The organism is Pseudomonas sivasensis, assembly GCF_021391435.1.
In the GTDB taxonomy this organism is placed as follows: Bacteria; Pseudomonadota; Gammaproteobacteria; order Pseudomonadales; family Pseudomonadaceae; genus Aquipseudomonas; species Aquipseudomonas sivasensis.
Map to the genome: position 1 here is coordinate 5,586,123 of NZ_CP090029.1, position 21,951 is coordinate 5,608,073.

The window sequence follows — 21,951 nt, forward strand, 5'->3', positions numbered from 1 at the left end:
TTCATCGGCTCGGGGCAATTACCTGACACAGCCGCGCCAGCGCTTCCAGCATCTGCCCGCTGGGCCGTTCCAGGCCTTTGTCCGGAACCAACTGTACCCGCGCCGCCATGCTTGGCCAGTCCTTCCAGGCGTCCTTCTGAGCCTGATCGCCCACCAGAATCATTTCGGGATTACGTTGCAACACCGACTCGATGCTGACCTGCGGTGCGGGTAGCCTCAGGTCGTCAAACACGTTGCGCGCACCGCACACGCTCAGCGCGTCGCTGATGATCTGGCCACCGCCCACGGTGTACAGCGGCTGGTTCCACACCTGATAGAACACCCGCAACGGTTCGACACGTTGATAACGCTGGCGCAACCCGGCCAGGCGCTCGCGCAGTTGCGCGGCCAATTGCCGGCCGGCGTCGGCACGGCCTAATTGCTCGGCTATGGCCTGGACTTGGGTGGTCAACTGTTCGAGGCTATGAGGTTCGGCGACGTACACCGGAATATTCAGGCGTTGCAGCTGCTCGCGCTGGGCCGGGCCGACACTGCCGGGCCACAGCAGAATCAGGTCGGGATTGAGGCTGAGCAGGCGCTCCATGTCTAACTGGCCGTAATGCCCCACCGATGGCACCTTCACCAACTCGGCCGGCCGTTCGCCGCCATCAAGCACGCCTACCAGCAGATCGGCAGCACCCAGTTCGACCACGATTTCAGATAGGGATGGCGCCAGGCTCACCACCCGCTCGGCGGCCAAGGCCTGTGCACTCAGTGTCAGCAGCAGAAGCGCCAGCCAGCGGTGCATCATCCGAGTTGACGGGGAATGCGGTAGAGGTAAAACAGCACCATCGTCGACAGCGCCAGCAGGAACAGCGGCACCGCTTCCAGGCCAACGAACACCGCCAGCGCGCCCACCCACGCGGGAATCGCCGCCACCAGCAAAGCCGTGCGCCGGCGGGCCGCGAGGGTGATCCAGGCAGCCGGTTCTTCGGGAGTATCGAGAGCTTTTGAGGTGGCGATCAGCGCGTGTTTATAGCCGTGGAAGTAACGCAGGCTTAGGAACATCGAGGCCACGCCAGCGATGAAGAACGGCATCGCCAGCACGGGCAGCAGCGCTACCTGGCCAAACACCAGGTTGAGCACGAACAACGGAAGCAGCGCCAAGGCCAGGTACTGCCACCAGTTGAAGGACAGTCGCCGCTTTACCTGGCCACGGGTCACGCGCGGTCGACCTCGCCCTGATGCTCGTTGCCCATCATATGGTCGAGCTTGCTGGCTTTGGTCGCCAGATAGAGCTTGTTGTGGGGGTTTTGCCCGGTATGCAGCGGCACACGCTCGGCCACGGTGATGCCCATCTCGGTCAAGGCTTTGACCTTGCGCGGGTTGTTGGTCATCAGACGCAGGGATTTCACGCCCAGGTGCTCAAGCATTGGCAGGCAGATCGCGTAGTCACGCTGGTCTGCAGCGAAGCCCAGGCGCTCGTTGGCCTCAACGGTATCAGCGCCGCCGTCTTGCAGCTCGTAGGCGCGGATTTTGTTCAGCAGGCCAATACCGCGGCCTTCCTGGCGCAGATACAGCAGCACGCCACGGCCTTCACGGGCGATGGCGCGCATGGCCGCCTCCAGTTGCGAGCCGCAGTCACAGCGCTGGCTGAACAACGCATCGCCGGTCAGGCACTCGGAATGCACACGACCCAGTACTGGCGCGCCATCCGCGATATCGCCGAGGCTGAGCACAACGTGCTCACGCCCGGTGGCTTCTTCGAGAAAGCCGTTCATGGTGAACGTGGCAAAAGGGGTAGGCAGCTTGGAAGCGGCGACGAAAACGACGGGCACCGTGTGCTCCTGATTTCAGATTTTACAGAGGCGGGCATTGTAACAGCAGGTTCCTGCACACGCTTAAGCTGAATGATCGCTGATAAAGATCAATCGGTTCGATTGGCCTTCATCTCGGTTCTATGCAGTTAGAAGGGATACGGCAGGTTCCAGCGCTGGAAGATCGGCTTCAGCACGCCGCTTTTGACCAGCACGGCCATGCGCTGATCGTACACGGTGCGTAACGAACGGCCGCGCTCGGTATCGGCAAAGCCAACGTATAGCGGCAGGTCGATGATGTGGGTAAGCCTGAACGCGGAAGGGTCTCGCGCCTGTTTGAGGACGTATTGCGTTTCGCTGAGGGCATCAATGTAGAAATCGGCCCGACCATGCTGGAGCATCGGTAAAATCCCATCGCGCCGCTGAATCTGGTTGAAACGTCGCACATTGGGCAAGTACGCCTCGTACCGATAGCCGCGTACCCAGGCCAGGCGGTATTCGCCCAGCGTTGCGGCGCTCGGAGTCGGGGAGGTTGCCAGCCCAAGGGCGTAGATAGCGTCGGAGTCCAACTTCCAGTGCGGGTAAAGAACGCCCGTGACCTCGTCACGGTAAGAGCCGACCCAACCATCTACCTCACCGCGCTGGGCCAGGCCCACCGAGCGGGTATAGGGCTCGATGCGGGTGTGCAGAGTGATCCCGACCGGCTCGAAGACCTGCCGCAGCACATCCCAGGCCAGACCGCTGCCGTCCGCATTGGTGTAGCCGTCCCAAGCCTCACTGGCAAGCATGATCTTGCCTGGTACAACAGACTCATCCTGCGCCAGGACCCACGCCGGAATGACACACAGCAGTGTCAGCAGCCAGTGGCGCACATCCATGGGTACGACCTCCTGCAATGCTTTGCTTGCGTAATGACGTAGTAGAGGGTAGCGCAGCACGCCGACTCAGGGCGTCTCGCGAAAGTGCTGATAACCCCGGATGGCCGGAGTGATGTCCTGCCCGTTGGCGTCGAGGAGCGTCACACCCTGCCCCGCCTGGACACGGCCAATAACGTGCACCGGCCAACCCGCGGCCAGCAGCGGTGCCAACTCGACGGACGGCAAGGTGAAGGCCAGCACGTAGTCGTCGCCACCGCTCAATGCAGCCACCCGCGCCTGGTCATCACCGACAAACGCCAGCAAGGCGCTGGACAGCGGAAGCTTCTGACGCTCGATCAACAGGCTGACGGCCGACGCCTTGGCGATATGCCCGCAATCGGCCAACAGCCCGTCGGAGATATCCATCGCAGCCGTCGCCTTGCCCCGCAGCGCCAGCCCTAAAGCCAACTGCGGCTGCGGTGACCAGTAATGGGCCAGCAGAGGATCAGCGATGGCCGCATCGGCGTTGCGCTGGCCCAGCACGAGTGGCAAGGCGCCAGCGGCATTGCCCAACTCACCGCCCACGCACAGCAGGTCCCCCGGCTGCGCACCGCTGCGCGTCAACGCCTGGCCCGCTGGCACACGGCCGAACACCGTCAGGGTCAAACTGAGCGGCCCCCGCGTGGTGTCGCCGCCCACCAAGCCCACGCCGCAGCTTAGCGCCATGGCGTTCAAACCCTGGGCATAGCGTTGCAACCAGTCGGCATCGACGGTGGGCGTAGTGAGTGCAAGGGTAAACGCGAGGGGGTTGGCGCCCATGGCAGCCAGATCGCTCACCGCCACCGCCAGCGAACGCTGGCCGAGCAGGAACGGATCGCAAGGGTCGGCAAAGTGCACGCCTGCCACTAAGGTATCGGTGGAGATTACCAGTTGCTCCCCGGCAGGGAGCGCCAGCAGGGCGCAGTCGTCGCCGATCCCCAAGGCAATGCCCTCGCCGCCCTGCGCACAGGGCGCGGCGGCAAAGTACTTGTGGATCAGCTCAAACTCGCCCATCGAGAACTCAAGCGCAACTTAGCGCTTGTGTTCCTTCACTTCGGCTTCACGCAGGCGCGGAGCCAGCTTGTCGAGCACGCCGTTGACGAACTTGTGACCGTCGGTCGAACCATAGACTTTCGCCAGCTCGATACCTTCGTTGATCACCACGCGGTACGGCACGTCGACGCGCTTGAGCAGTTCCCAGGTGGACAGGCGCAGTACGGCCAGTTCAACCGGGTCCAGCTCTTCAAGGGTCAGGTCCAGGCACGGCGTCAATGCAGCGTCGATCTCGGTCAGGTTGGCCGGAACGCCGTGCAGGATGTCGTGGAAGTAGCTCTGGTCGGCAAAGGTGAAGTCGTTGTCGACGCGAAATTGCGCTTCGATTTCGTTCAGCGAAGTACCGGCCATATGGCGCTGGTACAACGCCTGGGTGGCGAGCTGACGAGCAGCACGGCGCTTTTCGCTCTTCGAAGGTTTGCCGGCGTCCGCTGGACGCTCGTCACGCGGGTTGAAACGATCGCTCTCGTCGGAAATCACTTGGCCTCCAACTGCGACAGCAGGCTGACCATTTCCAGGGCGGACAGAGCAGCTTCAGCGCCTTTGTTGCCGGCCTTGGTGCCGGAGCGCTCGATGGCTTGCTCGATGGAATCAACGGTCAGTACGCCGAAAGCGACTGGCACGCCGAACTCCATGGACACCTGGGCCAGGCCCTTGGTGCATTCGCCGGCCACGTATTCGAAGTGCGGGGTACCGCCACGAATCACAGCGCCCAGGGCGATGATTGCTGCGTATTCACCCTGCTGAGCAACTTTTTGCGCAACCAGTGGAATTTCGAAGGCGCCAGGGGCACGGATAATCGTGATATCGCTTTCGCTCACACCGTGGCGAACCAGGGCATCCACGGCACCGCTTACCAGGCTTTCAACCACGAAGCTGTTGAAGCGGCCAACCACCAGGGCATAGCGGCCTTTGGGGGCGATGAAGGTACCTTCGATGGTCTTCAGGGTCATTCGACAAATCTCTTAAAGAGCCGGGACGCGAAAAGTGCGTCCCTCAGTGATGATTTAACCGCGAACAAGGGGCAAAAGACGCCAGCCTTTATTCGGAGGGCACGTATTCTACAACTTCCAGATCGAATCCGGATATCGCATTAAATTTCATCGGTGCGCTCATGAGGCGCATTTTGCGCACACCGAGGTCACGCAGGATCTGCGAACCGGCACCGACGATGCTGTAGGTGGTCGGTGTTTTAACCTGGGTCTGCTCGGCGGTCTCGCGGATATGGGCAAGCAATACATCGCCGTCCACCGGGTTACCCAGCAGCAGCACCACACCGCTGCCCGCCTCGGACACCGCAGCCATCGCGGCGCGCAGGCTCCAACGGCCCGGTTGCTTGACCATCAACAGGTCGCGCAGCGGGTCCATGTTGTGCACACGCACCAGGGTCGGTTCGTCTGCGCTGATGGTGCCCAGGGTCAGGGCCATGTGCACATCGCCCTCCACTGAATCACGGTAGGTCACCAAATTGAATTGGCCCAGTTCGCTGTCCAGTGGCTGCTCGGCAATCCGCTGAACGGTACGTTCGTGGATCATCCGGTAGTGAATCAAGTCGGCAATGGTGCCTATCTTGATGTTGTGCTCGGCGGCAAATGCTTCGAGTTCGGCGCGACGAGCCATGGTGCCGTCGTCGTTCATCACTTCGCAGATCACACCGCTCGGCTCGAAACCGGCCATGCGCGCCAGGTCGCAGGCTGCTTCTGTGTGGCCGGCACGGGCCAGGGTGCCACCCGGTTGGGCCATCAGCGGGAAGATGTGGCCTGGGCTGACGATGTCTTCGGCCTTGGCGTCTTTGGCGGCAGCGGCTTGAACGGTGCGGGCGCGGTCAGCGGCGGAAATGCCGGTGGTCACGCCTGTGGTCGCTTCAATCGACACGGTGAACTTGGTACCAAAACCCGAGCCGTTACGCGGCGCCATCAACGGCAGCTTGAGCAGCTCGCAGCGCTCGCGGCTCATGGGCATGCAGATCAGCCCGCGAGCGTGCTTGGCCATGAAGTTGATGTGCTCAGGCTTGCAGGCCTCGGCGGCCATGATGATGTCGCCTTCGTTTTCGCGGTCTTCGTCATCCATCAGGATGACCATCTTGCCTTGGCGGATGTCTTCAACCAGTTCTTCGATGTTATTGAGCGCCACGCGGCACCCCCTTGGTCAGGATTTCAGGTAGCCGTTAGCGGCCAAAAAACTCTCAGTGATGTTCCCAGTTGCAGGCTCTGCGGCCTTATCGCCCATCAGCAGGCGCTCCAGGTAACGGGCAAGCAAGTCGACTTCCAGGTTCACCCGGCGACCAGGCTGGTACGACGCCATGATGGTTTCGCTCAGGGTGTGGGGAACGATGGTCAGTTCAAATTCGGCGCCATTCACGGCGTTCACGGTCAGGCTGGTGCCGTCGACAGTGATCGAACCTTTGTGGGCAATGTATTTGGCCAGCTCTTTGGGCGCGCGGATGCGGAATTCCACGGCGCGGGCATTTTCGCTGCGGGCAACGACTTCGCCGACACCGTCGACGTGGCCGCTGACCAGGTGACCACCGAGACGGGTGGTGGGCGTCAGGGCTTTTTCGAGGTTGACCGGGCTGCCGGCCTTGAGGTCATTCATCGCGGTGCAGTCCAGGGTTTCCCGGCTGACGTCGGCGGCAAAGCCATTGCCCGGCAGTTCGATGACAGTCAGGCACACGCCGCTGACGGCGATGCTGTCGCCCAGCTTGACGTCGCCGAGGTCGAGCTTGCCGGTTTCAACCAGCAGGCGCACGTCGCCGCCCTTGGGGGTCATGGCGCGAATGCTGCCGATGGATTCGATAATGCCGGTGAACATGGCCTTCTCCTGGAAAACGGGGCGGGCACTTGAGCGCCCGGTCAGAATTATACGCTCGCTGCTGGCACAGGGATGGCAGTGACTCGCCAGTCGTCGCCTACAGCGCGCATTTCAGTGATCTTGAGTTGGGGGGCGTCGGCCAGTTTCTCAAGCGGCCAGTCCAGCAAAGGCCGGGCAGCGGAGCCGAGGAACTTGCCGGCGACGAAAATCACGTATTCGTCCACCAGACCTTGCTGGGCAAACGCCCCTGCCAGGCTTGGGCCAGCTTCCACCAAGACTTCGTTGACGCCACGGGCGGCCAGCGCCACCAGCGCCGAGCGCAGGTCGACCTGGCCTTCTACGCCTGGCACCACCAGACACTCGGGGCCTCGGGGGAACTGGTTTTCCGGGGTGACACAGGTGATGACCAATGCCGGGCCCGCCTTAAAGAAGGGTGCGTTGAGCGGTACTCGCAGGCGGCCGTCGATCAACACACGCAACGGCGGGCGCGACATGGCCAGGGCGGTGGTTTCTTCATCCAGTCCCAGCTCGGCAGCACGGACGGTAAGCCGCGCACCGTCAGCCAACACCGTGTCGGCGCCAGTCAGCACCACGCTGGCCTCGGCGCGCAGGCGCTGCACGGCGGCGCGGGCGGCGGGACCGGTGATCCATTGGCTTTCGCCGCTGGCCATCGCGGTACGACCGTCCAGACTCATCGCCATTTTGATTCGCACGAACGGCAACCCGTGTTCCATGCGTTTGAGAAAGCCTTTGTTGAGCGCCCGCGCCTCACCTTCCAGTACGCCACTGCGCACCTCGATCCCGGCCTGGGCCAAGCGCTGCATACCGCGCCCGGCAACTTCCGGGTTAGGGTCCTGCATCGCCGCAACCACCCGCGCCAGCCCGGCGCTCACCAGCGCATCGGCGCACGGCGGGGTGTGACCATAGTGGCTGCACGGTTCGAGGGTGACGTATGCCGTGGCGCCTCGGGCCTTATCGCCGGCAGCCCGCAAGGCATGCACTTCCGCATGGGGCTCGCCCGTGCGCACATGCCAGCCTTCGCCGACAATCTGCCCATCGCGCACAATCACGCAGCCAACACGCGGATTAGGGTGGGTGGTATACAGGCCGTTGCGCGCCAGTTCAAGGGCGCGGGCCATGTAATGGGCGTCGAGGACAGTTTGTTCAGCAGAAGGAGGAATCATGGTTTGACCGGCTCACGGGCCAGGCGGTCGATCTCTTCGCGGAACTCATTGAGGTCCTGGAAGCGTCGATACACCGAAGCGAAACGGATATAGGCGACTTCGTCGAGCTTTTGCAGCTCGCCCATCACCAACTCTCCCACCACCAGGCTCTTGACCTCGCGCTCGCCAGTCGCTCGCAGCTTGTGCTTGATATGCGCCAGCGCCGCCTCCAGCCGCTCGACACTCACTGGGCGTTTTTCCAGCGCGCGCTGCATACCGGCGCGCAGTTTTTCTTCGTCGAAAGGCTGGCGGCTGCCGTCGGACTTGATCAGACGTGGCAATACCAGTTCGGCGGTTTCGAAGGTGGTGAAACGTTCACCGCAGCCAGAGGCCAGGCATTCGCGCCGGCGACGTACTTGATCGCCCTCGGCGACCAGACGCGAGTCAATGACCTTGGTGTCGTTGGCACCGCAGAAGGGACAGTGCATGGTGGCAGGCAACAAAAAAAGGGAGGGCCATGGTAGCGCATCCCTGTGGCAAGACAAGCCATAGCCTTTACGGTATACAGGCGGGCTATTATGTTTCTTACATTTCAAGCCACGGATTTTGTCCTTTCTGGAGCCGTACATGCAGTTACGACCACTTGTTTTGCTCACCCTGTTCAGTGTCCTGGTCGCCTGCAGCAGCGAAGCCCCCAAGCCGTCTGCGCCCCAACCGGTGCCTGCGCAGGAGAAAAAAGTCCCTGGCATTGAAGACCTGGGCCCCCTACCCGCCTACCAACGTGAAATCAACGGCAGCCTGACCAACGTCCCCGCCGGTGCCGAAGTCGAGATGGCCCTGCTGGTGATCGACGACCGTTCGCGCCCGCAACAACTGCTCGCCAGCAGCGTACTGACCGGCAACGGCAAGCCCGTGGCCTTCCGCCTGCGTTTTAACCCAGAGGCTTTCCCGGCCGGTGCACGGGTTGAGCTGCGTGGCCGCGCCAGCCAGTCCGGTCAGTTGATCCTGCACCTGCCCGCCGTACGCATCACCCAAGCAATCACCCAGACCACCGGCCCCCTGGAACTCGTCAAGGCACCATGACGCCCCCGTTGGACTTGCAGCGCGCCCTGAGCGCGCTGATCGGCGACGCTCAACTGGTGCCCTGCCCGCTGCCGGGCACCGAGCTCTCGTTGTGGCTGTTGGATGCGGACAACATGGACCGCGCCTTCAGCCCGGAAGAAACCCGGCGCATCCTGCATGAGCCGCCCTACTGGAGTTTTTGCTGGGCCAGCGGCCTGGCATTGGCGCGGTATTTGGCGGCGAACCCCGAGTGGGTCGCGGGCAAGCGCGTGCTGGACTTCGGCGCCGGTTCCGGCGTGGCCGCGATTGCGGCGGTTAAGGCAGGTGCGGTGGAAGTAGTTGCCTGCGACCTGGATCCGCTGGCGTTGGCATCTTGCCGCGCCAATGCCGAGCTCAATAACGTGGAATTAACCTATTCGCCGGACTTCTTCGCCGAAGCCGATCGCTTCGACCTGATCCTGGTAGCCGATGTGCTTTACGATCGCGCCAACCTGCCACTGCTGGATCATTTCCTCAGCCGCGGCCGCGAAGCACTGGTGGCGGACTCGCGGGTTCGCGACTTCCAACACCCGGCTTATCAGCGCCTGGAAATCCTCGATGCGCTGACGTTGCCAGACTTGGCCGAGCCTTGGGAGTTTCGCAAGGTGAGCCTGTACCATTCGCGACGCCAGCCCTTATAGTTGCCCCATTCCCGCTTTATTCGAGACGCCCCATGAGTGAGCCCACGCCGTACATCTTCGACGTCACCGCCGCCAACTTCGACCAGGCCGTGATTCAGAACTCCTTCGAAAAACCCGTATTGGTGGATTTCTGGGCCGAGTGGTGCGCGCCCTGCAAGGCCTTGATGCCGATGCTGGCGCAGATTGCCGAGAGTTATCAAGGCGAGTTGCTGTTGGCGAAAGTCGATTGCGAAGCCGAGCAAGACATCGTTGCGCGCTTTGGTATTCAAAGCCTGCCGACGGTGGTGCTGTTCAAGGATGGCCAGCCGGTAGACGGGTTCGCCGGAGCCCAGCCGGAGTCGGCTGTGCGAGCGCTGTTGGCGCCGCATGTGCAGATGCCCGCGCCGAAGGCGGCGGATCCATTGGTACAGGCACAAACGTTGTTTGCCGAAGGGCGCATCAGCGACGCCGAAGCCGTACTCGTCGCGCTGCTGGGCGAGGACAACACCAACGCCGCCGCGCTGATTCTGTACGCACGCTGCCTGGCCGAACGCGGTGAGCTCGGTGAAGCCCAAACCGTGCTCGACGCAGTGAAAAGCGACGACCACAAAGCCGCGCTCGCCGGGGCCAAGGCGCAAATCACTTTCCTGCGCCAAGCCGCCGACCTGCCGGACGCCGCCGACTTGAAAAGCCGTCTGGCGCAAAACCCGCAGGACGATGAAGCTGCGTATCAGTTGAGCATCCAGCAACTGGCGCGTCAGCAGTACGACGCCGCGCTGGAAGGCCTCCTCAAGTTGTTTATCCGCAACCGCGGCTACAGCGAAGGCCTGCCGCACAAGACCCTGTTGCAAGTGTTCGAACTGCTGGGCAATGACCACCCGCTGGTCACCGTGTACCGCCGCAAGTTGTTTGCCGCGCTGTACTAATCACCGATCCAACTGTACAGCGGCGTATCCCCGCCGCTGCTCACCTTGACCTTAGCGCTGTGGCGCAGGCGCACCAACAGTCGCTTGCCCGCCGCAGCATCCCCCGCCAAACCTTCCAATCGATCAAGCAACTCCAGGCCGCTGAGTTGTCCGGCGTTGCGCAACAAGTCCTGGGCGTTCTGCCACAGGTCATCATTGTGTTTGACCGGCGCTACCGGCGCGGCGGCGGCGCTGGCTGCCGGCGTCGCCTGCAATTGCGCGCCCAACTTTGCCCAATCGCCGTCGTCCAGTTCCAGGGTTAAGTCCACCGGCAGGTCGCCGATGGTTCCACGAATTCGCAACATCGTCCTGACTCCTGCAGTTTTTCTGACGGGCATGCTCCCATGCGGCTTGCGCAACGCCAAGCAGACGGTCAAACTCTCGGCCTTATTGTTATAAGATCACATAACATAACTTTCATGTTCTGGAGCCCTCTCATGCGCCGTCTGCTGCTCGCTTTGCCGTTTGCCCTGCTGCCACTGGCCATTGCCCATGCGGCTGAGGACCATGATCACGACCACGAACACGGCAGCCTCGGCGCGCACGAGCACGGCGTCGGGCGTCTCAACGCCGTACTCGACGGCCAGACCCTGGAGCTTGAGCTGGACAGCCCGGCAATGAATCTGGTGGGTTTTGAGCACGTCGCCACCACGGCTGCCGATAAGGCCAAAGTCGCCGCTGCACGCAAACAGCTGGAAAACCCAGCGGCCCTGTTCAACCTGCCCAAGGCCGCCGGTTGCGTGATCAGCTCCCAGGAGCTCAACAGCCCGCTGTTCGGTGACAAGCCGGAAGCCGACCACGACGACGATGACCACGATCACGACGCCAAAGACGGCGCCCACGAACATCATCACGACCACAGCGAAATCCACGCCCACTACCAATTCACCTGCGCCACGCCGACTGCGTTGAGCAATCTGGACCTGACCCAGGTATTCAAGACCTTCCCCGCCACTCAGAAAATTCAGGTACAACTGATCGGCCCGAGCGGCCAGCAAGGTGTTGATGCCACCGCCACAGCAGCCACCCTGAAGTTCTGAGTTCACATGACCCAAGCACTGATCGAACTGTCTGACCTGGGCTTCAACTGGCCCGGTCACCCACAGTTGCTGGACATCCCCGCCTTCCGCCTGGAAGCGGGTGAAACCCTGTTTCTCAAGGGCCCGAGCGGCAGCGGAAAAACTACGCTGCTTGGTCTATTGGGCGGCGTGCAGAAACCCAGCCGAGGTAGCATTCGCTTGCTCGGCCAGGAGCTGACCGAACTCTCGGCCGGCGCCCGTGATCGTTTCCGCGTCGACCATACGGGCTACGTCTTCCAGCAGTTCAACCTGCTGCCGTTCCTGTCGGTGCGCGAAAACGTCGAGTTGCCTTGCCACTTTTCCAAACTGCGAGCGCAGCGGGCAAAGCAGCGCCACGGCAGTGTCGACCAGGCCGCAGCTACATTGCTCGCGCATTTGGGCTTGAAGGATAAAGACCTGCTGGAGCGCCGCGCCGATTCGCTGTCCATCGGCCAGCAACAACGGGTGGCTGCTGCACGCGCGCTGATCGGCCAACCGGAATTGGTGATCGCCGACGAACCCACCTCAGCCCTGGACTACGACGCCCGCGAAGCTTTCCTTCAGTTGCTGTTCGCTGAATGCCGCGACGCCGGCGCCAGTCTGTTGTTTGTCAGCCATGATCAGAGCCTGGCGCCGCTGTTCGACCGCAACCTGTCGCTGGCCGAACTCAATCGCGCCGCCACGCCCGCAGAGGTTTGAGATGTATTTGTTTCGTCTAGCCATGGCCAGCCTGGCTAACCGTCGCTTTACCGCGATCCTCACCGCATTTGCCATCGCGCTTTCAGTCTGCTTGTTGCTCGCAGTGGAACGGGTTCGCGTTGAGGCGCGCAACAGTTTCGCCAGTACCATCAGCGGCACCGACCTGATCGTCGGCGCCCGCTCCGGCTCGGTCAACCTGCTGCTGTATTCGGTATTTCGCATAGGCAACGCCACCAACAACATCCGCTGGGACAGCTACGAGCACTTCGCCGCCAGCCCCCAGGTGAAATGGGCGATCCCGATTTCCCTCGGCGACTCCCATCGCGGCTACCGGGTGATGGGTACCAACGAGTCGTACTTCGAGCATTACCAGTACGGCCGCAAGCAAAACCTCGAACTGGCCAGCGGCCGTGCCTTTGCCATCGACCCGTTCGAAGTGGTGCTCGGTGCCGAGGTCGCTGATGCCCTGCACTACAAGCTCGGCGACAAGCTGGTACTGGCCCACGGCGTGGCGGTGGTCAGCCTGGTCAAGCACGATGACAAGCCGTTCACCGTGGTCGGTATTCTCAAGCGCACCGGCACGCCGGTGGATCGCACGTTGCACATCAGCCTGGGCGGCATGGAAGCTATCCATATCGACTGGCACAACGGTGTGCCGGCCCAGGGCAAAGGCCGCATCAGCGCCGATCAGGCGCGCAATATGGACCTGACCCCGCAGGCCATTACCGCCTTCATGCTCGGCCTGAACAACAAGATTTCCACCTTCGCCCTGCAGCGCGAGATCAATGAATTCCGTGGCGAGCCGATGCTGGCGATCCTGCCCGGCGTGGCGCTGCAAGAGCTGTGGAGCATGATGGGCACCGCCGAAAAAGCGCTGTTCGTGATCTCGCTGTTTGTGGTGCTGACCGGCTTGATCGGCATGCTCACCGCCATCCTTACCAGCCTCAACGAACGCCGCCGCGAAATGGCGATCCTGCGTTCGGTGGGTGCACGGCCGTGGCATATCGCAACGTTGCTGATCTTCGAAGCCTTCGCCCTGGCCCTGTCCGGCGTGATCGCAGGCGTGGGCTTGCTGTATGTGTGCATTGCCGCGTCGCGTGGGTATTTGCAGGCCAATTACGGGCTGGACCTTCCGATGTCCTGGCCGAGCGAATATGAATGGACCTTGCTCGCCGGTATCCTGGCTGCTGCGCTGTTGATGGGCAGCGTGCCGGCCTGGCGCGCCTACCGACAATCCTTGGCCGATGGCCTGTCCATACGTTTATGAGGAAGGACTCGATGCGTCGTGCCCTGTTTGCACTGTTGTTGCTGGTGGCGGTACCCGCCTGGGCCGATGAGCAGCCCAAGGATTTGTCCTGGCAGGAGATGATCCCACCGGACGCGCCGCCAGAAGTCCCGAATATGAAACCGCTGCACGAACTGTCGAACATGGCCGACGCCTTGTCCGTCGAAGCCGCGCCGGCGGCCAAGCAGGACCTGCCCAACGCGCCGGTGGTGCAGAGCCTCAATGGCCAGCACATCCGCCTGCCGGGTTATATCGTGCCGCTGGAAGTCAGCGAAGAAGGCCGTACCACCGAGTTCCTGCTGGTGCCGTATTTCGGCGCGTGCATCCACGTACCGCCGCCGCCGTCGAACCAGATCGTGCATGTGAAAAGTGAAGTCGGCGTGAAGCTCGATGAGCTGTACCAGCCGTATTGGATCGAAGGCGCGATGCAGGTCAAGCCGTCTACCAGCGAACTGGCGGACGCCGGTTACCAGATGGATGCCGAGAAGATTTACATGTACGAACTGCAGGAATAACGCTGATCGTCCTTTCATTGAGCTGAGTCAACAGACCGAACGGAACGATCTTTACCATTGGACGTACAACTTTTAAACGTCCTTTGGAGCTCCCATGAACAAGTCTCTGCTCGGCGCGTCCCTCTTCGCGCTCGCCCTCGTCGCCCCCATTGCCCATGCTCACGAAGCGGGCGACATTCTGGTTCGCGCCGGTGCTATCACCGTGAACCCGAAGGCCGACAGCAGCACCGTCAAGGTTGACCAGGGCCCGCTGGCCGGTACCAACCTGGGCGGCAAGGCGACCATGAGCAGCGACACCCAACTGGGCCTCAACTTCGCCTACATGCTGACCAACCACGTGGGTATCGAACTGCTGGCCGCCACGCCGTTCGAGCATGACGTGAAGATCAAGGGCACCGCCCTCGGCGGCGCCAACGGCAAGCTGGGTACGCTGAAACACCTGCCGCCAACCCTGAGCGTCGTGTACTACCCGCTGGACAACAAGTCCCCGTTCCAACCGTACGTAGGCGCCGGTATCAACTACACCTGGATCTACGACGAACACGTCGGCAGCCGTGCCCAGGGCGCAGGCTTCAGCAACTTCAAAGCCGAGAACTCATGGGGTTGGGCTGCGCAGATCGGCGCGGACTACATGATCAACGACAAGTGGATGATCAACGCCCAGGCGCGTTACATCGACATCAGCACCAAGGCTACCGTGGAAAACAATGCCGTGGCGCCGGGCACCCGTGCCAAGGTCAATGTGGACGTGGACCCAATGGTTTACATGGTGGGTATCGGCTACAAGTTCTAAGCAAAACTGCATAAACAACTGTGGGAGGGGGCTTGCTCCCGATGACGGTGGATCAGTCAACAAACCAGTGACTGGTACACCGCTATCGGGAGCAAGCCCCCTCCCACAGTTGATTGTGCGTTGGGTTCAGCTGTGGCGGTAAAACCGATCCAATAGCGCCGGAAGCCCCGCCCGCCAGGCCCGTGGCTTGATGCCAAAGGTATGCAGGATTTTCTTGCAGGCCAACACCGCGTGCTGCGGCTCGTCCGTCGCATCCGGCCGGGCCGCGTGGGCTTGGGCGGTGGGCGATTCAATGGCCAACGGATGGAAAGTGCGCGCTTCGGTTAGGATCGCCTGACCCAGCGCCAGCGGCGTAGTCGCCTCCTGGCCGGCGTAATGGTAAGTGCCCCACAGCGGCGCCGCGCAATCGAGTTGCTTGAGCACTGAAATGATCACCCGCGCCGCATCATCCACCGGCGTCGGGTTGCCACGGCGATCATCCGCCATCAGCAATTCATCCGGTTTCTCGGCCCGAGCCAGGAAGCGCCCGAGGGTGCCATCCACACTGTCATCCAGCAGCCAGCCAAAGCGCAGCAACACATGCTGCGGGCACGTGGCGCGCACACTCTGTTCGATACGCCACAACGCCTGGCCACGCAGGCCCAAGGGCACCGGCTCGTCTTTTTCGCTGTAGGCGGTGGCACGGGAGCCATCGAATACGCGGTAGCTGGACGGTTGCAGCAAGGTGATGTTGTGGTGTTGGCACAGTTCGGCCAGGCGCTCGATAGCGAACTCCTGCGAAGCCAAACGGGTTTCGCTGACGGCTTCGGCCTGGAACCAGTCGAAGTAGTAGGCGAGATTGATCAAGGCATCGGGACGGGTGTCGTCGAGCAATTGGGTAAGGCTCGCGGCATCCCAGCCGTCTTGGGGCGGTTTGGGTGCGAGGAAACCGATGTCTTCCTCTGCACCGAGGCGAATCAGCGCCTGCCCGAGGGCATTCCCGCCGCCCAATAACATAAGGCGCATTCGCATAGATTGAGCAGGCCCGGTCTGTTTGGAACGTTGGCTATGGTCGGCAGGCCCGTGGGCCTTGCCGCTGGCATTTGCCAGAATCGTTGCATTTTGCGGGTTTGTAGCGCAACCGTCACGGATTAAGTGTCTTGACGCCTGGCTCTGCGGGCTCATGCTCCAACGCCGCACGCTGGGGCACCATGACCTGCTGTGGATAAGTCTGCGCGAAGTGCACCTCGGGGCAGTTATCCACAAGCTTTTTCAGACGCTGGTTAAATGCGCGACTGACAGCATATTGCCCACCCGATACCGTGCGGAACTGCGCTGTGAGCACCACACCATTGAGGTCCATCTTGTCGACACCAAACACTTCCAGCGGCCCTTGCAGGTTGTACTTGAGGAAGACATCGTCGCGGATCGACTGACCGGCTTCACGAATCAACTCCACGGCCTTGTCCACATCGGTGTCGTAGGTGAACTGCACCGAGAAGAACGCATAGGCAAATTGCCGCGACTGGTTGGTGACCGCCTTGATCTGCCCGAACGGCACCGAATGCACAAAGCCCTTGCCGTCACGCAGACGCAGGGTGCGGATGGTCAGGCCCTCGACGGTGCCGGCGTGGCCGGAGTCAAGCACCACCCAGTCGCCGATGGACAGCGTGTCTTCAATGATGATGAACAGCCCGGTGATCACATCCTGCACCAGTTGCTGAGAACCAAAACCAATGGCCAGGCCGACCACACCAGCACCCGCCAGCAGCGGCGCGACATTGATGCCAAGGTTGGCCATGGTGGTGATCGCGCAGATGACCACCAGGATGATCTTCACCGCATTACGCAACAGCGGCAGTATGGTTTTCACCCGCGTGCTCGGCTGGCGACTGGAGCGTTTGTTTACCGGCGGTTTCAGCGCTTCCTGGATCGCCGTGTCGAGCACCACCCAGAACAACCATGTCATCAGCAGAATCAAACCGATGCTGCTCAAAGAGTCGCTGATCGCCCGACCTACCGAGTTGCGCTGGGCAAACTCGAACAGGGACACGCCCCAGATCCGCCCAAGGATCTCGATAAAGGCGATCGCCATGACAATGCGAAGGATCGCGTGCAACAGGCTCAAGAAGCGATCTTTATAGGCGCTACTGCGCTGGATCGCTACCTGGCTGCGGGACTTGAACAGGTGTTGCAACACGGTGCTCAAGAACACGGTGCCAATTAGCAGAATCGTGGTGAACAGCGCGCAACGCAGGGCTTTCTGGTTATCGTCACCGGCGCCGATGAGGTTGATTGCCGAGACCAGCACCATCAATAGAATCGGCCAGTACCACAGGCCGGAAAACACCCGCAAAGATTGCTGCAACGCCGGATGTTTAAGGCGCTGGGCCAGTGGCCGATTGCGGATCAGATGGGCGACCGGCCGACGCAAGCGCACCACCAGCACGCCGAAAATCACCGCCGCGAACAGGCCGGTAAATACCGCAATACTGCTGGTGATATTGCCGCCAAGCTGGCGGGCAATTTGCGGGCTGGTCAGAGCATCGCTGAGGGCGGCGAGGAAGCCAATCAGGAACAGCGGCTTGGGGCAGTAATCGCGAATAATCTGCACCGCCGGCCGCTTGTGGCCGAAATTGAACATGACAATCACGCACAACAGCATCGAGGTGGAAAAGATCCCGCTGCTGGTGGCATAGGCAAAACACAGTGCCAACGCGCGCCCCACCGAAGTGGGCAGGAAGTGACTGACATAAAGGGTCAGCGGCAGGCAGATCAGCGCCGGGATCGTGTAGGGCACCACATACCCGAGCACCGCATGCAGGCGTTTGCGCTGTGCGACGAATGACCGTCGGCCCAAGCGCTGCACGATAAACCGCCCCAACAACGTCAGCACGGTAAAAGCGCCGACCCACACACCTGACAGCAGCAGAAAATTCCCGGCCACACTCCACGGCGAACGTTCTGACGTTTGGTCGACCAACCGCCCTACTTCATCCGCCGCCCTGTCCGCACGCAGGCGCCAGGCGTCGATCAGGCTCTGATTGAGGTCGAGCTTGTCTTGCACGTCGTCGATGCTGGAACTGATGGCACCGAGCAGTCCGCCTTCCACCAGCAACTCTGGCTTGGCCGGCGTCTCGGGTTCGGGCGCAACCGCCGCGGCGTGCAGTGCGCCACTGCCGCAAAACAGCAGCGCACCGAGCAGTAATGCAGTCTTGAGATTCAGCAAAACACCGAGTTCCTTCAGAAGGGTCTGTAAGGAACTGACGGGTTTCAGCAGGGATGGTTCACTTCAGGTCGACATTCAGGCTTGGCGCGCCAAACGCTACCAACTGCGCGTTAGAGCCGGCGAAATAGCCGTTCCAGAAGCCTTCCAACGCTTGGATGGTCTTGCCGGAGCGATAAGCCTGCTTGACGTCCTTGGTCACCAACGCCGCACCGGCCACATAGACCCGCGCGCCCTGCAGATCGGCGAACAGGCCTTTGTCGGCCACCCGCTTCAGCTCGGCGTCGGGTTGCAGATCACGAATCCGGTTGTTGGCGTAGAAGCTGCCGAAGTCGCTGTTTTCCAGCATGTCGGAAATCAACAACACCACACGTTCCTGAGCCGGTTGCTGGCCCAGGTCTTTGCCGATATCACGCAACGACTGGAAGATCTCACTGCGCGCAATCTCTTCGGACGCTTCACGCAGCGTGGTCACAAACACCTTGCCAAAGGTCTTGTTGAAGAAGCTGCGTTGCTCGGCCAGGCACGTGTCAAAGGTGCGCAGCGATTGCATACCCACGCGCTCACGGACTTTCTCGTCGATGCCCTGGTTGAGTTCACCAGCAAAGCGCAATTGCATGAACTGCCCCGGCAGAAACGCCGAGAAACTGTACAGTCGGACCTTATCGCCCGGCTGAACAAAGCGCTGCACCTGGGCCCAAGTGGCCTTCTGAATGACCTCAGGCATCGGGATCGTTTGATCAATGATCACCGTCAACTCGCGCCCCGCAGCCACGGGCCGAAACTCAGCGACCTTGGCATACGGATAGCAATCCGGAATGTCGTTGCGCTCGCCGGCCACCGCCATCAAGGGCGCCAGCAACAGGGCACAGAAAAAGCGCGGGATCATCATTCAGGCACCTGTTGCGTCAAAGTCTTTAACCAACTGCTGTTCGGCACGCAGCGCCAGCACATCTTCCAGGGCGTGGCCTTTGGCACGGCTGATCGTTGCCAATTGCTCTTCGGTGTAGGCCGTCAGGTCTTTGCCGCGCAGGGCGTCGAGACCTTCCGGGGCAGCCACCGCCACTGGTGCCTGCACCGGGGCTGGTGCTGGTGCTGGTGCAGCGACTTCCGCTACCGCCGGTGCGGCAGGTGCGGCAGGTGCAACCGGAACATTGACGGGTTTGGCCGCCGGTTGCGGATTCCCTGGCAACGCCTGTTTGCGCGCCACGAAGGTCTCGAAACTGCGATTGTGTGCAGTGGTCAACGCCGCCTGCTGCTGGGCGTTGGTGGTGGTGCGCCCGGCGAGCTTGAGCTGCAATTTGCTCAATTTGTGATCGGCATGGGAGGCAATTTCCACGCGCTGGCTCTGCATCCAGTTTTCCAGGGCTTCGCCGCTGGAGAACTTGTGGGTGTGCTCCCAGGCAGTCTTGGACTCAACCCCGGCAAAACCGAAGATCGACGCCAGCCAGATACTGGTGATCTGAATCGCGATGTAGATCACCGACAGCACGATGAAGGTGATCAGCGAGGCTTTGCGGATCGCGTCCATCTTGTCGGTCAGGGTTTGCTTGTCTGCCTGATCGTTGATCGCCGCCGAATCGGCCGGCAGTTCGAACGGGCTGGCCGAGTCGTAATTCTGCTGGGCAAAGGCATGCGGGCTGCCGACCATTTCGGTCTCGATGCTTTTGAGCTGCATGGTGCGGATACCGAACGCCGCAATCGCGATAATCGCGATCCAGATACCGGTGGTGATCATCCAGCCACGGCTTGGTGTCACGGTGTGGTTGGTGTTAATGCGCGCCAGGATGCGGTTGTAGTCCTTGCCGTCTTTATCGCTTTCGGTGTCTTTGATCCCGATGCCCGGCAACTCCTTGAGCTGATTCGGGCGGTCGCTGTCGCTGTCGTTTTCCCACCAGTGGCGAGCCTTGCTGATCAGCGCGTTCTTGTGCGCGGCACGGCCGGTGACTTCGGCCAGGATCGCCGAGGCGACCGCCAGCAGGAAGGCGAACAACCAGCCCATCCAGCTTTGGTCATTGGCCGACAGGTTCTGGTTGATGAATGGCACCAGTACGTAGGCGAAACCCACGGCCTCGAACATGATCAGCATAAAAATCAGGGCAAACACCCAGAACGGTCGCTCCCGGCGGCCACGCTCGCCGATGGTGCGCAGGTAGGATTCGCTTTTATTAAAGAAGTCGACGTCTTCCGCGCCGATTTTTTCATAGCGCGAGTAGTACGCGTCGCACAGCTCGCTCTCGGATTTCGGCCAGCCATAAGCGTCGAGCATCAGGCTCTGCTTGGACAGGCGCGCCACCTTGCCGATCACGGGCACGCCGTGCCAAACACGCATGACGAAATAACCCACTTTTTCCCAATACGCTTGAATCAGGATCGCCGCCAGCAGCGTGGAAATCACCAGGCCGGTGATTAGCTTGTTTGCCCAGAGCAGGGCCGTCAGCGCATTAAAGCTGAAGTCTTCCATGGTGTATGTCCTTGAGTCTTACGCGCGAATCGGCACGAAACGGGTAGTGAAAGCTTCACGGCTGCGCGGGTAGAACAACGCACCGTCCGTGGCTTCGGAGTTTTTCTTGCTGAACACCACGTCGATACACGACACCGGTGCCTTGGGGTCTTGGATGAAAACGCGATAGAGCACCAGGTCCTCACCTTCGTAGGTGTTGGCCACGGCTTTGCTTTTGATCGACTTGCGGTTGCCGTCCTTGTAGCCCTGGACCACTTCGATGAAGGGTTGGCGGTCGACGCTGGCGCCGTCACGCAGGATCGAAACCGGTGACAGCGTCACCAGGTGGCCATTGACCACATTCGCCCACACGCGGTTGTTGTAGCCCGGCAGGTACTCGGTGGTGACTTGGGTGTCGAGCGCCTTGCCGCTGGCGAGGTTGAACACCTTGCCGGTTTCTCGCGGGCGGTCGGCTTCGCAACTGCTGTTGGGCAGATCGTTGGCTTGCGCGCTGCTGACCAGAGCGAACCCGGCCTTTTTCGGCGCGATGCCTTGGGCCAGGGTCCAACGCGTGTCGCTGGCCGGCTGGCCGCCAAAGTCGACCAGGGCGGTACCGGCATCGGCGGGCTTGCTCTCGGCAGCCGGTTTGGTGGTGGCAGCAGGCTTGTTTTTCGGCGCGCGGGCGACGGTGCGCGCAGGCTCGGTCGAGGTACCGTGCGCCAGGTATTTGGAGTTGTTCTGTTCGGCGTTGACCCGTTTGACCAGCATGTTGCGGTCAGTCACTTCAACGATCTCAACCCGACGGTTCTTGCCGCGTTGCTGCACATCGCTGTTGTCGGCGATTGGCCGCGAAGCCCCCGCCCCCTGGAAAAACATACGCTGCGGGGCGATGCCTTGCTCGGCCAGGATCGACGCCACGGCGCGGGCACGTTGCTCGGACAACCGCTGGTTGGTGGCGGCGCTGCCGGTAGCGTCGGTGTGGCCGACGACCAGAATCGCCGCTTGGCTGTTCTGGCCCTGCTTGGGCGCGAACGCGGCGGCCAACTTGCGGACCTGGCGCTGACCATTGGCGCTCAACTGCGCGCTGCCGGTGGCGAACATGCCTTCATCCTGCACTTGGGCAACGATGCCCGCTTCAGTCGGTGCCGGCGCGCGGGCGTTGCCGCTGGCGACCTCCTGGCTTTGCAGGGTTTGCACCTGGATATTCAGGTTCTCTTCCTTGGCGATCCGCTCCAGTTCCTGCAAACGGTTCTGCCACAAGTTACCCGCCACACAACCGGCCGCCGCGCCCACACCACCGCCGACGATCGCCTTTTTGGCATCGCCCGTGATCGCATACGTCAGGCCTGCACCGAGCAATGCACCACCGGCGCAACCGATGGCCGTGCCGTAGTTTTTGCCGGCGTCGTTAAGCGTCGCGCAGCCGCTGAGCGCCACGGCGCCAGCAAGCAGGCTGATTTTTCGGGTAAAGGAGGTATTCACTTGATGGGTTCCGGCCTTCATGAAAAGAGCCGCCGACCCACTGCCAACGCCGAATACGCGCCAACT

At 61.7% G+C, this 21,951-nt stretch carries 25 protein-coding genes; 8 read left to right on the forward strand and 17 right to left on the reverse strand.

Annotated elements, in window-relative coordinates; all coding sequences use genetic code 11:
* Nucleotide 1: 1 nt before the first annotated feature.
* The 11 genes from LRO94_RS25315 to nrdR all read right to left on the reverse strand — a co-directional run bounded on the left by LRO94_RS25315 (nt 2) and on the right by nrdR (nt 8,207).
* A complete protein-coding gene (locus LRO94_RS25315) occupies nt 2-790 on the reverse strand; it encodes a cobalamin-binding protein (protein WP_179179828.1) in 789 nt (262 codons plus the stop codon).
* Nucleotides 787-1,203: a nuclear FMR1 interacting 1 family protein gene (locus tag LRO94_RS25320; protein WP_095186193.1), complete on the reverse strand. Its 417-nt coding sequence runs from the start codon at nt 1,201-1,203 to the stop codon at nt 787-789. Before LRO94_RS25320 ends, LRO94_RS25315 begins: the two co-directional genes overlap by 4 nt.
* Nucleotides 1,200-1,817, reverse strand: coding sequence for a GTP cyclohydrolase II (gene ribA / locus LRO94_RS25325; protein ID WP_032884567.1), 618 nt, complete (start codon nt 1,815-1,817; stop codon nt 1,200-1,202). Before ribA ends, LRO94_RS25320 begins: the two co-directional genes overlap by 4 nt.
* 128 nt (nt 1,818-1,945) lie before the next feature.
* Nucleotides 1,946-2,674 (reverse strand): substrate-binding periplasmic protein, encoded by a 729-nt coding sequence (locus LRO94_RS25330; protein WP_179179827.1) that lies wholly within the window; start codon nt 2,672-2,674, stop codon nt 1,946-1,948.
* Nucleotides 2,675-2,740: 66 nt separating this feature from the next.
* Nucleotides 2,741-3,706, reverse strand: coding sequence for a thiamine-phosphate kinase (gene thiL / locus LRO94_RS25335; protein ID WP_179179826.1), 966 nt, complete (start codon nt 3,704-3,706; stop codon nt 2,741-2,743).
* An 18-nt stretch (nt 3,707-3,724) separates the two neighbouring features.
* The gene (nusB, locus tag LRO94_RS25340; RefSeq protein ID WP_032884564.1) at nt 3,725-4,225 is read right to left on the reverse strand and encodes a transcription antitermination factor NusB; all 501 of its coding nucleotides are present in this window, start codon (nt 4,223-4,225) and stop codon (nt 3,725-3,727) included.
* On the reverse strand, nt 4,222-4,698 hold the full coding sequence (gene ribH / locus LRO94_RS25345; RefSeq protein ID WP_003176356.1) for a 6,7-dimethyl-8-ribityllumazine synthase: 477 nt from the start codon (nt 4,696-4,698) through the stop codon (nt 4,222-4,224). The genes nusB and ribH overlap by 4 nt, the downstream gene beginning before the upstream one ends.
* A gap of 88 nt (nt 4,699-4,786) precedes the next feature.
* Nucleotides 4,787-5,878, reverse strand: a complete 1,092-nt coding sequence (gene ribBA, locus LRO94_RS25350) for a bifunctional 3,4-dihydroxy-2-butanone-4-phosphate synthase/GTP cyclohydrolase II (protein WP_032884563.1) — start codon at nt 5,876-5,878, stop codon at nt 4,787-4,789.
* A gap of 15 nt (nt 5,879-5,893) precedes the next feature.
* Nucleotides 5,894-6,556 carry a riboflavin synthase gene (locus LRO94_RS25355; protein ID WP_179179825.1) on the reverse strand — a complete coding sequence of 221 codons (663 nt, stop codon included), beginning with the start codon at nt 6,554-6,556 and terminating at the stop codon, nt 5,894-5,896.
* Nucleotides 6,557-6,603: 47 nt separating this feature from the next.
* Nucleotides 6,604-7,740 carry a bifunctional diaminohydroxyphosphoribosylaminopyrimidine deaminase/5-amino-6-(5-phosphoribosylamino)uracil reductase RibD gene (gene ribD / locus LRO94_RS25360; protein WP_122681787.1) on the reverse strand — a complete coding sequence of 379 codons (1,137 nt, stop codon included), beginning with the start codon at nt 7,738-7,740 and terminating at the stop codon, nt 6,604-6,606.
* Nucleotides 7,737-8,207: a transcriptional regulator NrdR gene (gene nrdR / locus LRO94_RS25365; protein ID WP_163033267.1), complete on the reverse strand. Its 471-nt coding sequence runs from the start codon at nt 8,205-8,207 to the stop codon at nt 7,737-7,739. The genes ribD and nrdR overlap by 4 nt, the downstream gene beginning before the upstream one ends.
* A gap of 139 nt (nt 8,208-8,346) precedes the next feature.
* On the opposite strand from nrdR, the gene LRO94_RS25370 reads away from it, so the two are divergent.
* From LRO94_RS25370 to trxA, 3 genes are read left to right on the forward strand one after another with little or no spacing between them, the layout of a single operon-like run.
* A complete protein-coding gene (locus LRO94_RS25370; RefSeq protein WP_032884559.1) occupies nt 8,347-8,802 on the forward strand; it encodes a YbaY family lipoprotein in 456 nt (151 codons plus the stop codon).
* Nucleotides 8,799-9,461, forward strand: a complete 663-nt coding sequence (locus tag LRO94_RS25375) for a class I SAM-dependent methyltransferase (RefSeq protein WP_095186189.1) — start codon at nt 8,799-8,801, stop codon at nt 9,459-9,461. Before LRO94_RS25370 ends, LRO94_RS25375 begins: the two co-directional genes overlap by 4 nt.
* A 32-nt stretch (nt 9,462-9,493) precedes the next feature.
* Entirely contained in the window at nt 9,494-10,366 is an 873-nt protein-coding gene (trxA, locus tag LRO94_RS25380; RefSeq protein ID WP_032884557.1) for a thioredoxin, read from the forward strand.
* Here the strand turns inward: trxA and LRO94_RS25385 are convergent.
* Nucleotides 10,363-10,710 (reverse strand): hypothetical protein, encoded by a 348-nt coding sequence (locus LRO94_RS25385; RefSeq protein WP_099603289.1) that lies wholly within the window; start codon nt 10,708-10,710, stop codon nt 10,363-10,365. The genes trxA and LRO94_RS25385 overlap by 4 nt on opposite strands.
* Before the next feature lie 132 nt (nt 10,711-10,842).
* On the opposite strand from LRO94_RS25385, the gene LRO94_RS25390 reads away from it, so the two are divergent.
* The 5 genes from LRO94_RS25390 to LRO94_RS25410 all read left to right on the forward strand — a co-directional run bounded on the left by LRO94_RS25390 (nt 10,843) and on the right by LRO94_RS25410 (nt 14,755).
* Nucleotides 10,843-11,445, forward strand: coding sequence for a DUF2796 domain-containing protein (locus tag LRO94_RS25390; RefSeq protein WP_179179824.1), 603 nt, complete (start codon nt 10,843-10,845; stop codon nt 11,443-11,445).
* Between the two features lie 6 nt (nt 11,446-11,451).
* Nucleotides 11,452-12,162 carry an ABC transporter ATP-binding protein gene (locus LRO94_RS25395; RefSeq protein WP_122681791.1) on the forward strand — a complete coding sequence of 237 codons (711 nt, stop codon included), beginning with the start codon at nt 11,452-11,454 and terminating at the stop codon, nt 12,160-12,162.
* Between the two features lies 1 nt (nt 12,163).
* Complete coding sequence (locus LRO94_RS25400; protein WP_179179823.1) at nt 12,164-13,429, forward strand: ABC transporter permease; 1,266 nt, start codon at nt 12,164-12,166, stop codon at nt 13,427-13,429.
* An 11-nt stretch (nt 13,430-13,440) separates the two neighbouring features.
* The gene (locus tag LRO94_RS25405) at nt 13,441-13,962 is read left to right on the forward strand and encodes a DUF3299 domain-containing protein (protein ID WP_179179822.1); all 522 of its coding nucleotides are present in this window, start codon (nt 13,441-13,443) and stop codon (nt 13,960-13,962) included.
* 94 nt (nt 13,963-14,056) lie between these two features.
* The gene (locus LRO94_RS25410) at nt 14,057-14,755 is read left to right on the forward strand and encodes an OmpW/AlkL family protein (RefSeq protein WP_095186186.1); all 699 of its coding nucleotides are present in this window, start codon (nt 14,057-14,059) and stop codon (nt 14,753-14,755) included.
* A 126-nt stretch (nt 14,756-14,881) separates the two neighbouring features.
* On the opposite strand, the gene LRO94_RS25415 is transcribed toward LRO94_RS25410, so the two are convergent.
* The 5 genes from LRO94_RS25415 to LRO94_RS25435 all read right to left on the reverse strand — a co-directional run bounded on the left by LRO94_RS25415 (nt 14,882) and on the right by LRO94_RS25435 (nt 21,885).
* Entirely contained in the window at nt 14,882-15,766 is an 885-nt protein-coding gene (locus LRO94_RS25415) for a sugar nucleotide-binding protein (RefSeq protein WP_032884551.1), read from the reverse strand.
* Nucleotides 15,767-15,878: 112 nt separating this feature from the next.
* A complete protein-coding gene (locus LRO94_RS25420; protein WP_122756015.1) occupies nt 15,879-17,963 on the reverse strand; it encodes a mechanosensitive ion channel family protein in 2,085 nt (694 codons plus the stop codon).
* 58 nt (nt 17,964-18,021) lie between these two features.
* The gene (locus LRO94_RS25425; RefSeq protein WP_179179821.1) at nt 18,022-18,852 is read right to left on the reverse strand and encodes a hypothetical protein; all 831 of its coding nucleotides are present in this window, start codon (nt 18,850-18,852) and stop codon (nt 18,022-18,024) included.
* Nucleotides 18,853-20,424, reverse strand: coding sequence for a hypothetical protein (locus LRO94_RS25430; RefSeq protein ID WP_095186184.1), 1,572 nt, complete (start codon nt 20,422-20,424; stop codon nt 18,853-18,855). It abuts the gene before it with no gap.
* A gap of 18 nt (nt 20,425-20,442) precedes the next feature.
* On the reverse strand, nt 20,443-21,885 hold the full coding sequence (locus tag LRO94_RS25435; protein WP_032884764.1) for an OmpA family protein: 1,443 nt from the start codon (nt 21,883-21,885) through the stop codon (nt 20,443-20,445).
* Nucleotides 21,886-21,951: the final 66 nt, after the last annotated feature.